The organism is Roseicyclus sp. (genome assembly GCF_018402035.1).
In the GTDB taxonomy this organism is placed as follows: domain Bacteria; phylum Pseudomonadota; class Alphaproteobacteria; order Rhodobacterales; family Rhodobacteraceae; genus Roseicyclus.
This window is the reverse complement of the sequence record NZ_JAGYJN010000005.1, coordinates 110,520-125,918: the sequence shown is the minus strand read 5'-3', so window position 1 is coordinate 125,918 and position 15,399 is coordinate 110,520. Positions and strand designations below refer to the sequence as shown.

Annotated in this window: 12 protein-coding genes, 1 tRNA gene and 1 pseudogene; 3 read left to right on the top strand and 11 right to left on the bottom strand. The window is 59.4% G+C overall.

The features are described from left to right. Window positions 1-192 precede the first annotated feature (192 nt). Window positions 193-288 (top strand): annotated as a pseudogene (locus KG698_RS10095) (hypothetical protein); the annotation flags it as partial. Further along, the gene (locus KG698_RS10090; RefSeq protein WP_300983518.1) at window positions 269-1,294 is read left to right on the top strand and encodes a class I SAM-dependent methyltransferase; all 1,026 of its coding nucleotides are present in this window, start codon (window positions 269-271) and stop codon (window positions 1,292-1,294) included. The pseudogene KG698_RS10095 and the gene KG698_RS10090, both read left to right, overlap by 20 nt. A gap of 28 nt (window positions 1,295-1,322) precedes the next feature. Here KG698_RS10090 and KG698_RS10085 read toward each other — a convergent pair whose 3' ends face one another. The 6 genes from KG698_RS10085 to KG698_RS10060 all read right to left on the bottom strand — a co-directional run bounded on the left by KG698_RS10085 (window position 1,323) and on the right by KG698_RS10060 (window position 8,739). Further along, entirely contained in the window at window positions 1,323-2,009 is a 687-nt protein-coding gene (locus KG698_RS10085; RefSeq protein WP_300983588.1) for a sulfotransferase family 2 domain-containing protein, read from the bottom strand. Window positions 2,010-2,014: 5 nt separating this feature from the next. Further along, a complete protein-coding gene (locus KG698_RS10080; RefSeq protein ID WP_213685441.1) occupies window positions 2,015-5,179 on the bottom strand; it encodes a glycosyltransferase in 3,165 nt (1,054 codons plus the stop codon). A 167-nt stretch (window positions 5,180-5,346) separates the two neighbouring features. Then, window positions 5,347-5,421 (bottom strand) — tRNA-Gln (locus tag KG698_RS10075). A 92-nt stretch (window positions 5,422-5,513) separates the two neighbouring features. Next, window positions 5,514-6,347, bottom strand: a complete 834-nt coding sequence (kdsA, locus tag KG698_RS10070; protein WP_213685440.1) for a 3-deoxy-8-phosphooctulonate synthase — start codon at window positions 6,345-6,347, stop codon at window positions 5,514-5,516. A gap of 30 nt (window positions 6,348-6,377) precedes the next feature. Next, entirely contained in the window at window positions 6,378-8,102 is a 1,725-nt protein-coding gene (locus KG698_RS10065; RefSeq protein WP_213685439.1) for a capsule biosynthesis protein, read from the bottom strand. Then, the gene (locus KG698_RS10060; RefSeq protein WP_213685438.1) at window positions 8,077-8,739 is read right to left on the bottom strand and encodes an ABC transporter ATP-binding protein; all 663 of its coding nucleotides are present in this window, start codon (window positions 8,737-8,739) and stop codon (window positions 8,077-8,079) included. Before KG698_RS10060 ends, KG698_RS10065 begins: the two co-directional genes overlap by 26 nt. A gap of 253 nt (window positions 8,740-8,992) precedes the next feature. Here KG698_RS10060 and KG698_RS10055 point away from each other — a divergent pair, with 253 nt between their 5' ends. Further along, entirely contained in the window at window positions 8,993-9,784 is a 792-nt protein-coding gene (locus KG698_RS10055; RefSeq protein ID WP_213685548.1) for an SseB family protein, read from the top strand. Window positions 9,785-9,843: 59 nt separating this feature from the next. Here KG698_RS10055 and KG698_RS10050 read toward each other — a convergent pair whose 3' ends face one another. From KG698_RS10050 to mreC, 5 genes are read right to left on the bottom strand one after another with little or no spacing between them, the layout of a single operon-like run. Further along, entirely contained in the window at window positions 9,844-10,779 is a 936-nt protein-coding gene (locus KG698_RS10050; protein ID WP_213685437.1) for a glyoxylate/hydroxypyruvate reductase A, read from the bottom strand. 18 nt (window positions 10,780-10,797) lie between these two features. Next, window positions 10,798-11,937: a rod shape-determining protein RodA gene (rodA, locus tag KG698_RS10045; protein WP_213685436.1), complete on the bottom strand. Its 1,140-nt coding sequence runs from the start codon at window positions 11,935-11,937 to the stop codon at window positions 10,798-10,800. After that, window positions 11,934-13,886, bottom strand: a complete 1,953-nt coding sequence (mrdA, locus tag KG698_RS10040; protein WP_213685435.1) for a penicillin-binding protein 2 — start codon at window positions 13,884-13,886, stop codon at window positions 11,934-11,936. Before mrdA ends, rodA begins: the two co-directional genes overlap by 4 nt. Before the next feature lie 4 nt (window positions 13,887-13,890). Further along, window positions 13,891-14,412: a rod shape-determining protein MreD gene (locus KG698_RS10035; RefSeq protein WP_213685434.1), complete on the bottom strand. Its 522-nt coding sequence runs from the start codon at window positions 14,410-14,412 to the stop codon at window positions 13,891-13,893. A gap of 2 nt (window positions 14,413-14,414) precedes the next feature. Continuing rightward, window positions 14,415-15,380: a rod shape-determining protein MreC gene (mreC, locus tag KG698_RS10030; protein WP_213685433.1), complete on the bottom strand. Its 966-nt coding sequence runs from the start codon at window positions 15,378-15,380 to the stop codon at window positions 14,415-14,417. Window positions 15,381-15,399 lie beyond the last annotated feature (19 nt).

The following is a 15,399-nucleotide window of genomic DNA, read 5'->3' as shown; positions in this document are numbered from 1 at the left end:
ACATTCCGTCGTTTATCCGTAGTGCATGCGTAGCTACACGCCGCGCCACGCGGGGCGGGGCGGGGGAACGCGTTTACCACCGGGTTCGGGGTGGGTTTGGTAAGGGGTAAGGGGTGTGAGTGTAGAGATGAAACGGCCCGAGATGACCTTTCCAGCCGAGGTCGCGGAGTATGTGACCGAGACCTACAGCGCGGCAAACTGCCCATGGTGCTGATCAAGGTGCAGACGGGCGGCTATTTGGGCGAGGACGATATCGTGCGGTATGAGGATGGATATGGGAGAGGGTGAGGGGATGGAGACGCAAGTAAGTGAAAATAAGGATTATGAGAAGAGAGTGTCTGGAGAAAGGCGCCACTTTGAAGGCCTGGCGAATTTTTCAGCTTTGCCAGAGATTGTAAATTGGTGGTCATCCAAATATCTTGCCCCCCGAATTCAAGAGTTACTTGGTTACTCAGGCGGCTATACGTTCTATCTTAATCCAATTCTTGCCGCAGCCGAAAATAATAAACGTGTGACAGTGGCAAGTATTGGTTCAGGTGATGGTGAAGTAGAGAATGCCTTGGCGAAACTGCTTCATGAAAGAAATATAAGAAATGTCAAAATCGTCGGATTTGAATTATCAAATGAACTTGTAAGTAAAGCAAAGAATAAGGCAAGTTCCCTTGGCGTTTCAAAAATTGTTTCTTTCAAAAGTGTTGATGTAAACAAATCGTTCGCATCGTCAAAGTTTGATCTCATTATCGCAAACCAAGTGCTTCATCATATTATAAATTTGGAGCAACTTCTTGATTCTTGCCATGCAAGCTTGAAGGATGATGGGCTTCTCATGACTCGCGACATGATTGGAAAGAATGGCCATCAGTGTTGGCCTGAAGCAAAAACTGTGGTCGATAAAATTTGGTCTGAAATGCCTGAAAGATACAAACTAAACTGTAGAAATGGTGAAAATTCTGCGGAATTTCCAAATATTGATTTCTCCAAATGGGGTTTTGAGGGGACGAGAAGTCAGGATATACTTCCATTGATAAATGAACGATTTGGATATTCACACTTCTATGCCTTTGGAGGTATAGTTGAGAGATTCATCAACAGGGCATATGGGCCAAACTATTCATCGAAAGTGGAGGAAGACACACATTTCGTTGATGGGATTCAGAAAATTAATGATGAGTTAATTGACAACAAGAAAATAACGCCCACCCAGATGGTCGCTTATTTTTCGAAACGTAAGTTGCGGGGGCAGGTTTGGCTAGATCGCACGCCTGAGAGTTGTGTCCGATTGACTGATGATTAGATTGTGCAATGGTATGCAATTTCAAAATCTATTTCAAAGGAACATAACCGAAACTTCTGAAGTCTTCAGCATAATGATCTACAATTAATGATCGTTGCTTACTCGATAACTCGATATCTTCGATGCGCTGACTTTGTGAGCTATTTTTGTGTGGCAGAGTGGTGCCTAGCAAACTAATGTCTGCGCCGCGCCTTTCGAGTTTATACTTAATCTCTTGGATGGCTTCTTCTGCGTCTTCGATGCGAAAGCAATACATCTGATTTGGAACTTCTCCATTAATCTTTAGCCACTCACATTGATTTCTGAACATACCATCAGGGCCGGGTATCTTAGCGTAAATCCCAGATGCTATGAATTCTTGGAAACTAGAAAAACCCTTCATGATCTTGAGTAATTCTGGATTGTACTCCTCCCATCTCCGCAAGAACGAAAACGCGGATGATAATCTGTCATAAGGGTTTCGCACAAAAGTGAATGTGAACATCTCACCCGATGCCCGCGCTGTTTTTATGGCACCTTGAGCTTCGCTCAGCGTTGAATGCTTTCGTAGCTTGTGGCGGCGCGTATACGCTGACTGGATCTCCTCACCAAATGCTGTTCCACCGATCTCTAGATCAAACGGACCATTCAGCGGTGCTAGAAACTGTGTGACACTCGTCCCTGCCGACTTTGGAATGTGGATGAATGTAAATCCATATGTTTGATTAATGATCATCGCGCTCACACCGCCCCAAACATATCCAGCGCCTCGAAGGCGGCTTTCATCTTGGCCCGGCCAGCGGTGAAGGAGAAGCGCTCGGCGGCGTAGCTGCGGGCGGCCCCTGACATGGCGGACCAGAGCGCGTCGTCTTGCGAGAGGCGGGCAATCGCCTCGGCCCAGTCTTGTGGCGTCTCCGCGATCAGGCAGTCATGGCCGTGGCGTAGCCCCGTCCCCTCGGCCGCGACGGGGGTCAGCACGCAAGGGATGCCATGCGCGATGGCGCCCAGCACCTTGCCCTTGATCCCCGCCCCCGACAGCAGCGGTGCGATGAAGATGCGGTGTTTGTCATAGGCATCGGCCACCGTGTCGATATAGCCCACCGGGTCGATCATGTCAGAGGACAGCGCCTTGATATCCGGCCCCATGCCCGCGCCATAGATCGACAGATGCGCCCCCTTGAGCCGGGGCATGACATTGGCCGCGAACCAGCGCAGCCCTTCGGCATTGGGGTGGTGGTTGAAGCTACCGAGGAAAGACAGCCCCGCGCGATCGGTGAGCGGCGGCACGCTGGCCGGGATATCGACGACCCAAGGGCAGGTCATGACGCGCACCTTGCCATCGGTATGCGAGGCGATGACGGCGTGTTCCACCTCGTTATAGCTCAGCACCAGATCGGCGTTGCGCATCATCTCAAGCTCTTCGTCGCGGACCCGGCGCATGGTGGCAAGCCGCGCGCTGTCATCGGCGCTGAGGGCTGCCCGCAATTCGCGCAAGAAGTGCAGATCGGCATTGTTCAGGATGATCCGCGCCGATGGATTGGCCTTGCGGATATGCGGGATGCTGTCTTGGGCGACGTAGTAGCGCGTGATGTAGACGGCATCGAATTCTGCGCCGCGTTTCTCGATGAATTCGGGCACCGACAGGTAGAAGGGGGCGGTGATTACCTCGACCCCGCTATCTTGCAAGACGTCGGTTTGGCTTCCGAAATGGGCAAGGTTCTGGGGCAGGAAGGTGACTTTGTAGCCCAGCGATTGCACCAGCTCGATCTCGCGATGGGCGGCGTAGGAGCCGGCATCGCGATCCTCGCGCGGGGTGGTGTAGTCGATGAACAAGACGCGCCCGATGATGCCGCGATCCTTCTCAAGATCGGGTTCATGCCCTTCACGGCCGAAACCGGCATAGTCACGCGCCCAGCGGCGTTTGAACTTGGGGCGGTTGACCTCTTGATAGCTTTTGAAGCCGGACGAGGTATCGGTGCCGCTGGTCATCCCTTCGAAGTGATAGACGATGGAGGAGGGGACGAACCACGTGGTATAGCCCGCCTCGCGCACCTTGAAGGCGAAATCGGTATCTTCGAAATACATCGGCTCAAGGTAATCGGACAGACCGCCCAGCTGATCCCAGATCGCCTTGGTCGTCATCATCGCGGCACCTGACAGGTAATCGGCCTGACGCGCGTAGCAAAAGCGCGGCTCCCAAGGGTTGGCGCGGTTGCCGTAGTTCCAAGGGTTGCCACTGCCCCAGATGATGCCGCCGGCCTCTTGCAGCTTGCCGTCAGGGTACAGCAGCTTGGACCCCACAAGGCCCACATTGTCAAAGCGCGCGAAGGCCTCGCAAAGCGCGTCGATCCAGCCAATGGTCGGTTCGGTGTCATTGTTGAGCAGCACGACATAGGTGCCGCGCGCCACCGCCACACCGGCATTGCAGGCACGGATAAAGCGCTGCGGCTCGGTATTGCGGATGACGGTGATCCCCGACACGATTGTCTCGATCTCGGCGGTCGCGTCGGTCGAGGCGTCATCGACCAAGATCACCTCGAACGGGGTTGCGTTATGCGCCGCCAAAAGCGCGCAAAGCCCGTAATATGTCACCTCGACCTTGTTATGGGCGGGGATGATCACGCTGACGGTCGGGTTCTCGACCTTTGGAAACGCGATGGGCCTGAGCTTGAGCGTCTCATAGGTCTGATCAAGCGTCGCAAATGCGGTGCCGATGGAGGTGGCATCCAGCCCCGCGATGGGATTGGCCAGATGCGCCCGCGCTGCGCGATACCGATGATTGGCGCGGATGGTTAATTCGGTCGGGAACGGTGCGCGCGTCTCGCGCACCATGACCTCATGGGGGGTCAAAAGCCGGGGGGCCAGCACCGGAAGCGATAGAAAGATCTGGCTTCCGGAAAGATCGCGGATCGAGACCTCAATGATCTCGCCGCGCAGGCATTGCATGGGCAAGCGGACAAGCGTGTCATCGCTGCGAATATGGGCTTCATGCACCGCTGCGCCATTGACGAAAAGCATCACGCTGCGTGGCGTGTCGGCTTTGAGTACCAAGGAATGACCGTAGTCATCGATCAGTTTGATCTGTCCTGCGATCGGCGGGAAAACGGTTTTGCTTTCCTTGCCGAGCTTGAGGGTAATCGGCGGATCGGCGGCACTGTGAAAAAGCGGGATATAGGCGCGATACCAAGGTTCGCTGGTTGCATGCGCGCTGCCGATGACCTGTTGGCGCGGTTGCAGGCTGTTGTCGGCCATATTGGGGCTGGCGATCTGGGCATTGGCAATGAAGACATAAGGGTAATTGTCCGTACCATCCGAATGATAGCCGTCATATTTGATCTGCATCGCCACCCGCAGGCCTGACATTTTGCGCGGGACTGGAATGCTCACTTTTTGATAGCCATCAACCAAATGGCCGCCCAAGCGCGCAGGGTCGATCTTGACCTCGATCTGTTCCGTTTTGCCGCCCTTGGCGGGGATGAAATGCACCACCAGGCATGCCCGGCAGCGATGCGCGGCAACATAGGCCTCGAAGTTGAGGGCTTGATCAACGGCAGGAAGGGTCAGCGGATGCTCGATATCGATCAGATGCGGTTGATTGGTTCCGTCGACCCGAATTTGAACCGTCTGGCCATTATCGAGCGCCCAATCGGGCAGCAAATTGATATGCCCCTCGGAATTGAAGGTGGCACTGGTGCTATCGGGCATGCGTTCGGTCAGGTGTAGTGGCCCGTCCGGATAGCTGAACACGCGGCGAAAGGGCAGATCAGCCAATCGGCCGTCATCTTCGGCGACGGGGGTCATCGCGATCATCTGGCCCTGCGCTTCCACCACAAGCCCATCGGCAAGTGCGGTGTCGCTTGCTTGGATCAGCAACTCGTTCTTCACCAGAACGGCGCTCTGCACCATTTTCGATAGCTTCATCAAAAGATAAAATCTCCACGAAAGATGATATCTTTGGACCGGAGGTGCCGCGCCAAGTCAACCCCCCAAGGGATGGCTGGCTGCATGGGCGATACGCAAAGCCTAGCCGCCCAAAGGGGCCGGCCATATGTCGTGGTGAAGCTGATTGAAACTGGCTGGGGTGGTAGGATTCGAACCTACGGTACGCGGTACCAAAAACCGTTGCCTTACCACTTGGCTACACCCCAACCGTGCCGCGCTAGTTACGCCGTGCGCGGCGAGGGATCAAGACCCCGTTTCGACAATTCTGACGTCGCTTTGCGGGCTGATTGCGCCTCGTTCACAGGCGGATGGGATCGGCCTTGGCCAATTGGTCGAATTTCATCAGCCCCGCCACCAACGCGGGCATTTGCGCCAGTGGAATCATGTTCGGCCCATCCGATGGCGCGCGGTCGGGGTCTTCATGGGTTTCGATGAAAACACCGGCGATTCCCAGCGATACCGCCGCGCGTGCCATCACCGGGGCAAACTCGCGCTGGCCGCCCGAACTGCCGCCTTGGCCGCCGGGCTGTTGCACGGAATGAGTGGCGTCCATGATCACGGGATAGCCCGTTTTCATCATCTCGGGCAGCGCGCGCATGTCCGTGACAAGCGTGTTGTAGCCAAAACTCGTGCCACGTTCGGTCAAAAGGATCTGCCGGTTGCCGGTCGATTCGATCTTGGCCACGACATTGGGCATGTCCCAAGGGGCAAGGAACTGGCCCTTTTTCACGTTGATCACCGCCCCTGTCTCGCCTGCGGCCAGCAAAAGATCGGTCTGGCGGCACAAGAAGGCCGGGATTTGGATGATGTCGCAGACAGCCGCCACCGGCGCGCAGTGATCGGCCCCATGCACATCGGTCAGCACCGGGCAGCCAAGCTCTGCCTTCACATCGGCCAGCACTTGCAGTCCCTCGTCCATACCAAGGCCACGCACGCCCGATAGGCTGGTGCGGTTGGCCTTGTCATAGCTGCCCTTGAACACAAAGCCCGCGCCCGCCTTGTCGCAAGCCTCGGCCATGGCGCGCGCGATCATCAGCGCGTGCGCGCGGCTTTCAAGCTGGCATGGCCCTGCGATTACCGCCAGCGGGCGGTCATTGCCAATGGCCAAGCGGCCTGTTTGCACGATCTGCATGGGCTCTCCCGTTTTGGTTTGGGCGCGCGGTCAAGAGCTGACCTGTTCCCTGAGGATCGATGCGGTCATCGACACCATCAGGTAAATGCCCGAAAACACGAGGAAGGCAAGCAGCGTATTCTCGAATGCGCGCGGATAGGCGGCCCGGTCTGGCGGCACGGGAAACACACCCATCGACAGGTAAAGCGTTTGCCGATTAGCCTCGATCCGGGCGGTTTCAAGCTGTTGCAACGCTTGGGCCAGCATCATTTGACGCGTTTCCAAATCGGCTTGCGCGATCACCAACTCGGATTGAATCCGCGCCAGCGATGCACCGTCTGTTTGCGTCTCTGTCAGGCTGCTGCGCAATTGCGCAATCAGGGTTTCAAGCCGCGCGATGTTGTTTTGCGCAATCTCGACACGGGTTGCGTTCGGGCTGCGGGCGGCCATGATCTCGGCCAGCCTCAGGCGTTCTTGCTGCGCTTCAAGCTCGAAGGTCGCGATCTGGGAAAAGACCGCCGACACCTCGGCATCAGCCGAGAGCACGCCGCGCCGTTCTTGGAGTTCCAGCACACGGGCCTGTGCCTCGCTCACCCGGCGCTCGGCATCTTCGTAGCTTTCGCGCGCGCCGGCCATTTGGTCTTCGCGTAGGCGTTGGCTCATCTGGTCAACGCGCTCTTCGGCGTAGCGGATCAACGCTTCGGAAAAGGCTTGGCTGGTAAAGGGATCAGAGGCCAACATCTCGAGCTTGATGACGCCTTCGGTCGGGTCGTAACCGATGGTCAGTTGATTACGATAGGTCGAATAGACCGACTCGATCGCGGCGTCGGGCTCAAGCCTGATCAGCGGGTCCATGTGCGCGGCCGAGAAATGGGCGCGGAAACTCAGCTCTTCATCCAGCCGCAGCATGGCCTCACGGCTTTCAAGATAGCTTTGTACTACGATGCTTTCTTGTACGGTTGCAAAGCTGGAACCGCCCAATAGCCCGCCAAGCCCACCACCAGCGCTTGTGCCGCCGCTCTCGGCCTTTTGAATCACGAATTCCGTATTGGTGGCGTAAAGCGGCGTCGCGACGCGGTAATAGTAAAAGGCGACCAGCAAGGTCGGCAAAAGCACGAACAGTGACAGGCGCGTCGCCAACAGCACCAACCGCCGGCGGCGGCGGCGTGCGATATCGCGCTGGATCTTCATGATCTCGGCTGCGCGATCATCATTGCCAAGCGGGCGCGGTGCGGCGGGATTGGCGGGTGGCTGTATCGGCCGGGTCGTCGCCGGAAGCGTGTTGGGTGCAGCACCCGCTTCCTCGCCGCGGGCGGTGGGGACGACCATGTCGAGCATGTTTGACGTCGCGAAAGGATCAAGCCCGCGGGCGCGCAGCAATCTGACAGCGTCAAAATCCGATGTCGGGCTCAACCCGTTTTTCTGCGCGACACGGCGCGCCATGCGCAATTGGCGGCCGGTCAGCCCTTCGGCCCGGATCGCGGCGATATCACGCTCGGCTTGTTCAGCGGGGTTTGCGGCATGTTGCTCGGCCTGCGCCTGCGCCAGCGTGGTCGCCGCGGCTTGGGCGGCGGCCACTGACCCCGGCATCGCCAAATCGCCAAATCCATCCTCGATATGGGTGGGGGTGGCCATCAACTCTTCGGCTGTTGGCGCATGCTCTGCCACGCGCGGCGTGGCCGTCGCCGGGGTTTGGGCAACGTCATCTTCGATCAGGCCGCGCATGCCATCATTGCGGCGAATGCGGAATTTACGCACCTTGGGTTTGGTAGTCATAAAGCTGTTTCGCCTCTTCGAGCGTGTCGAACGCGTGTAATTGCCCGTCGCATAACACCGCAGCCCGGCGTACGAATTTCTCGAGCGTTTGCGCCTGGTGAGACACGATCACCACGGTCGCATGTTTCAATCGGTCGGCCAGGATGCTGCCCGCGCGGCGGTTGAATTCCGTATCGGTCGTCATCGGCATGCCTTCGTCGATCAGGTAGATGTCGAAATCCAGCGCCAACAGCAGGGAAAAGTTGAACCGGGCCCGCATCCCGGCCGAATAGGTGCCGACGGGCATGTCGAAATATTCCTCGATATCGCAAACCCAGCGGCAGAAGGCCTCGACATAGTCGGAATCAAGCCCGTAAAGCTGGGCGATGTAGCGGGCATTCTCGCAAGCTGACAGCCGGCTGATCACGCCACCCATGAAGCCCAGCGGAAACGAGATGCGCGCATCGCGATAAATGCGCCCTTCATCGGGTTTCTCCAGCCCCGCCATCATTTTGATCAATGTGGTCTTGCCCGCCCCATTAGGCGCAAGGATACCCAGCGAAGTTCCAAGCTCGACACGGAAAGAGGCGCGATCAAGGATCACCTTGCGCCGCTCGCCTGTCCAAAAGGATTTCGATACCTCAGCGAATTCCAACATTTACGCGCCTGCTGCTTACTACTGGCTACTCTTTCGCCGTGTCGCCGATCATGGGATGATCTTGTCGTCTTTGTCTACAATAGCAGCTCTAGCGGGGATTTGGGGCGGGATTATGTCCAATCCCACCGCGCGCGCGCTGCAGTGCGCGCATTTTTCGGTCAATTGATGCTTTTGGCCATGCGGGCAAAGGTCTATGTCGTCGATCTGCACCCGCGCAGTGGGCGGCAGGCTTTTTTGCGCGGAGCGCGGAGGTATCGCAGACATGACACCCTTGGATCACGCCCATGCCGAGATGGAGGCAGCACCCGCCGATGACGCGGCCCGATTGCGTTTTTACGACCGGCTTGCCGGGTCAGAATTGTTCTTGCTGCTTGAAGCCGAGGCCGAGGGCGAACGTATCCGCCCGCAGGTCTTTCCGGTCGAAGGGCAGAATTTCGTCCTCGTCTTCGACCGCGAGGAGCGGCTGGCCGAATTCGTGGGCAGCCAAGCACCCTATGCCGCGCTTTCGGGGCGGCGGTTGGCCGAGATGTTGGCGGGCCAAGCCATCGGGCTTGGGGTCAATCTGGGCGTGGCCCCCTCGTCGATCTTGATCGAGGCTGCCTCGGTCGCGTGGCTGGCCGCGACGCTTGCCGATGCCCCGGAGGAGGTCGAGGAACACCCCGAGGAAATCACTGCGCCAAGTGGCCTTCCCGAAGCGCTTTTGAGCGCGCTTGATGCGCGGCTGGCGGCGGCCGGTGGCATGGCGCGCTTGGCCTATTTGGTCGCCACCACCTATCGCGGTGGGCGGCGTGGGCATTTGATGGCTTTTGTCGATCCGCTGCCGGGGGCGGAACCCGCGCTTGCGCGTGCCGTCAGCGCCGCCTTGACCTTTTCTGGGATCGCGGCGGGAAGTTTGGATGTGGGCTTTTTCCGCGCGGCCGATCCGGTCGCCGCGCGTTTGGCGCGGGTGGGTTTGCGCTTTGATCTGCCCAGCCTACCGCAAGCCGCGCCAAGCGCGCCAACCGCACCCGGGATGGACCCGCAAAAGCCGCCGCGCCTGCGCTAGGGGCGGCGCGTCGCGCACCCATGGGCGCGATCCTTGCGGCGCCTTTTTGCGGTTGCGCATCAGTAGCCCAGATTGCGATCGACCAGATGGTGAAGCGCCTCGCCCGCCTCGCAGCGCTTGATATTGCGCACCAGCGTGCGCGCCGCCGATGCGGGCCGCGTGGCCGAGGCGATATGGGGCGTGACAGTCACGCGCGGATGCGACCAGTAGCGATGGTCGGCAGGCAGCGGTTCGATGCGGAACGTGTCAAGCGTGGCATGGCCGATATGGCCGCGATCAAGCGCTGCAAGCAATGCGTCATCGTCGATAAGCGCCCCGCGACCGGGGTTCACGATCACCGCGCCCTTGGGCAAAAGTGAAAGGCTTTGTGCGTTAAGCGTGCTGTCGGTGGCGGGGGTGTTTGGCAAGAGCAGCACCACGATCTGTGCGGCGCGCAAGGCATCCGCCAGCCCATCGGTACCATGATGGCAGGTCACGCCGGGGATAGATTTCGCGCTGCGCGACCAGCCGTGAGTTGGGAAGTTCAGCGCCGCCAGCGCTTGTGCGCAAGCTGTGCCCAGAACCCCCAAACCCAGCACCGCAACACTGCGGTCGCGCGCCAAGGGCGGCGTGCTGTCGTCGCGCCAGCGCCCATCTTGGCCGTGGATATGTGTATCCATCCCCAGATGGTGGCGCAGGACATGGCCCGTGACATATTCCACCATACCTTCGGTCAGACCCTCATCGACCATCCGCGCCAATGGCACCTTGAGCGTGGCGTTGCCCACCACATCCTCAACCCCGGCCCAAAGATTCAACACCGCCTTGAGCCTTGTGTAAGGGGTGAAATCGGTCAGGCCGGAATTCGGGGCATAGATGATATAATCGACATCGCCCGGATCGGCCTCAATCGTCAGATGAGCATGACCAAGGCCATTTTCGCCAAGGGCAGTACGCAGATGGGGCTCATAAGTGCTCCACCGCTCGGATTTGGCGGCGAAAAGGATGGTGGGCATGGGGCCTCCTGTCTGTGGTTAGCGCGGGCGATGGATATGGGCCGATTGCACCAGCCCGAAGGCAATCATCAACACAAGCATCGCCGATCCGCCATAGCTGACCAGCGGCAGTGGCACGCCGACGACCGGGGCCAAGCCCATCACCATCGCCATGTTGACCGCGAAATACAGGAAAAAGGCGACCGCGATCCCCATCACCAAAAGTGCAGCAAACCGGTCGCGCGTGGACAGTGCGATCACGATGCAAAACACAAGGATCAAGAGATAGAGCACCAGCAAAGAGGATGCGCCGACAAAGCCGAATTCCTCGGCCAAGGTGGTGAAGATGAAATCGGTATGTTTCTCGGGCAAGAAGTTCAGCCGGCTTTGCGTCCCTTCCATGAAACCGCGCCCTGTCCAGCCGCCTGATCCCAGCGCGATCTGGCTTTGTGTGATGTGATAGCCCGCGCCAAGCGGGTCATTGGACGGGTTCAAAAAGGTGTCGATCCGGCGATACTGATAATCTTGCAACAGCTGCCAACCGGTCCCGCGCGAGGTAAAAACGGCAAAGACCGCCCCCACGCCCAATGCGATGACACCTGCGAAATAGGCCCAATGCACGCCTGCCAGAAACATCACCGCACCGCCGCCGATCAAGAGCAACAAGGCCGTGCCAAGATCGGGTTGGCGCAAGGTCAGCGCGACGGGCAGGGCGATTACCAGAAGCGGGATCAGCACATAGAGCGGGTGCGATTTCTTGGTCACATCCAGCCAATCGTAATAGGCGGCCAGAACCATCACGAGGGTGATCTTGGTCAACTCGGAGGGTTGCAGCCGCATGAAACCCAGATCGATCCAGCGCTGCGCACCCATGCCGACTGCGCCGAAAAACTCCACGAAAAGCAACAAAAGCACCGATAGGCCAAAGGCTAGGGCCGAGACGTTGCGCCAAAACCAGATCGGCACCATCGCGACAATCAGCATCAAGACAAAGCCAAGGGCGAAACGCTCCATCTGTGGTTCGGCCCAACGCGAGATGCGGCCACCCGCCACCGAGGTGAGCATCAAGAAACCCACACCCGCCACTGCGATCAGCAAAACGATCAAGGGCCAGTTGAGATACAAGATCTTGCGCCAGCCGGTTGGCGTGAACTTCACATTATATTCAAGAAAGCTCATGCTTGGCTCCGCACCGTGCGGCCCGTGGGGGCGGGCGGTGTGCGCAAGATCGGCAATTCGCGATGCATACGTTCGATGTCGGGGCGTTGGTTGGCGGGATAAAGCGACGCGGGGGGCACCTCGCCCAATTGTGCGCGCAGCAAGATATCGCGCGCGATGGGCGCGGCCACGGCCGAGCCGCCGCCACCATGTTCGACGATGACCGAACAGGCGTAGCGTGGGTTGTCATAGGGCGCGTAGCCCACATAAAGCGCATGGTCGCGCCGTTCCCAAGGCAGATCGGCATTCGAGATCACACCCGAGGCCCGTTCGGCGGCGGTGATATTGCGCACTTGGCTGGTGCCTGTTTTGCCCGCGATGGCGTAATCGGCCACCTCAACCCGGCTGGCATAAGCGGTGCCGCGCCTGTCGTTATTGACCTGCCACATGCCGCGCTGGACCAATTGCAGATGGCCCGCGTTGATGCCCAGATCTGCTGCGGGACCGGGCAATTGATTGATCCCGTCGATCGAGCGGATGAGCGTCGGCACGATATCGCGCCCTGTGGCCAAGCGCGCGGTCATGACCGCCAGATGCAGGGGCGAGGACAGCACGAAGCCCTGCCCGATAGAGGCATTGAGCGAGTCGCCGACCACCCATGCAGCCCCGCGTTGCTGCGCCTTCCATTGCATCGTGGGTGCCAGCCCCTCGGCGATGCCGGACAAGGGCAGATTATGGCGCACCCCACAGCCCAAGCGCTTGGCCATGGCTGACATTGCCTCGATACCGACGCGCTGGGCTAACTCGTAAAAATAGACATCGCAGCTTTGGCTGATGCTTTCGACCAGATTGACCCGGCCATGGCCACCACGGCTCCAGCAATGAAAGCGGCGGTCGCCCACATCCAGATGGCCGGGGCAAAACACCGTTTCGTCAGGCGTGATCACGCCAGCTTCAAGCGCAGCCAGCGCCACGATCATCTTGTAGGTCGAGCCGGGCGGATAAAGCCCCTGTGTCGCCTTGTTGGCCAAGGGGCGGTAGCGGTCATTGTTCAGCCCATTCCAAGCGGCGGTCGAAATGCCGCGCACAAACAGGTTGGGGTCAAAGGTCGGGGTCGATCCCAGCGCAAGGATTTCGCCGCTTTCGCAATCCATCACGACCGCGCCCGCACTTTCGCCCGACAGGCGCGCCTCGACATAATTTTGCAGCCCGGCATCAATGGTGAGTTGCAGATCGCCGCCGGAATTGGGCGGGTCGCGATCCAATTCGCGCATCACACGCCCACCGGCATTCACCTCGACCTGCTTGGTGCCGGCACGGCCGCGCAACACGCGCTCCATCCGGGCCTCGACATTATAGCGGCCCACCTGAAAATCGGGGATTTGCAAGACCGGGTCGGTATCGCCGGTTTGTTCAAGGTAGTAATCCGACACCGGGCCGACATAGCCCACCACATGGGCCAGATCGGCCCCCATGGGATAGATGCGCGATAGCCCCACCTCGGGTGTGATGCCGGGCAGGGCGGGGGCGTTGACGGCGATGGCGCTAATCTCGGCCCAACTCAGCCGGTCGGCAATGGTGACGGGCACGAAGGGCGGGCGGCGGTCAATCTCGGCGCGCGCGCGCTCTAGTGCGACCATGTCGAGGGTCACGATCCGGCCAAGCTCGGCCAAGACGGCGTCGATATCGCCTGCATCCTCGCGCACCAAGGTGACGCGGTAATTTTGCTCATTCGCCGCCAAAAGCACGCCACCGCGATCAAAGATCAGGCCGCGCGCGGGTGGCAAAAGGCGGATATTGATCCGGTTTTCTTCGGCCAACAGGCGGAAATCATCGGCGCGCTCGACCTGAAGATACCGCATGCGCGCGGTCAGCACCGCACCCATGGTTAAGAACAAGCCGCCCACAAACAGGCTGCGCCGCCCGATCTGGCGGGTGCTGTCCTCGGTGTCTTTGACGGTGCGCTTCATCTGATTATGCCTCGACCTCGGCTGGGCCGATCTTACGCAGACCGAACAGGAATTTCGAGATGCCGACGACCAGCGGATAGATCGCTGCGGTGACAATGGCGTGAGCCAGCGACAGCCCCAAGGGTGGGGGATCGACGAACAACACCCACAAAAGCACCCGCTCTGCCAAGATCATCACAAAGACCGCGCCGCTAAAGGCCGACCATTCCAGCAAAAAGGGAAACTCGGTCATCGTCAGCCGTCGCCGGCGAAGCGCTTCGGATGTGATGATGACCAAAAGCGTCCACAGGCCCGGCGGTCGCTGGAACAAGACATCGGCAAGCAAGAACACCAAGACAATTGCCCCCAAAGGCACCACCGCAGGTTGGCGCAACAGCCACGCCAGCGTCAGCGCCAAAAGCAGATCGGGGCCGGGCACGCCGCTGTGATCAAGCGACAATGGCATCATCTTGATACAGATGACGCTTGCACAAAGCGCTAAAAACAGCGCCCGATAGCTCCAGATATGTTGGGTGGTGTTGGACATGCTCACTCCAACGTGCCTTCGCGCGATAGCCCAAGCGGCGCATCGGGGCGCGGGCCGGGGCGAAGCGCCGGCGCTGCGCCCGGCGGCAGCACAAATCCCTCGGGCGGGGGCCAAGGCGGGCCGATCAGCGCGCCGGGGTCGGCCAAGCTTGTGCCGGGATGGCTGCGCATGACGCGCAAGAACCGCAGCCGCGCCACATCGGCGGCCAGCCGCGCCCGCAGCAGGCGGTCATTGGTTTCGACAACCTGTCCGACCAGCAAACCGGGTGGAAAGATCCCGTCATCGCCCGAGGTGATGATCCGGTCACCGGCAGCGATATCTTCGGGGGCTTCGATGAAATCAAGCATCGGGGCGGCTGAGTTATCGCCCATCAACAGCGCTTGCTGCCCGGATGGCTGGATTGTCACGGGAATGCGGCTGTTGGTATCGGTCAACAGCAACACCCGGCTTGTACGCTCACCCACGCCCGAGATGCGTCCGACAACGCCCAGACCGTCCATCGTCGCCCACCCATCGAGGATACCATCGCGCGCACCGACATTGATCAACACGGAACGGCGAAACGGGCTACCGGCATCGGCCATCACGATCCCTGTGACAAAGGTCAGTTCCGGATCAAGCCGCACGCGGTTAAGATCGAGCAGGCGGGCGTTTTCTTGTTCCAGTTGCAGCGCCGCCTCGCGCCACGAACGCATTTGCTGCAATTCGCGGCGCAATTCCTCGTTTTGCTCGTAAAGCCGGGCATAGCTTTGGAACCCATCCGCCATGCGCGCCAAACCCGTCACAGGCGCCATGGCCCATTCCATATTTGGCACGACGCGGTCGATGATTGCCGCACGCATACGTTCGATGCGGGGGTTGTCGATGCGCCAGACGAGCACCAAGGCGATCAGCACAAGGATCAGCACCGTCACAAGCAAACGCCGGACGGGGCGGGCATAGGCCTGATCATGGGGCTCGCGTGCCATCTCGCTCCTTTGGTGTGGC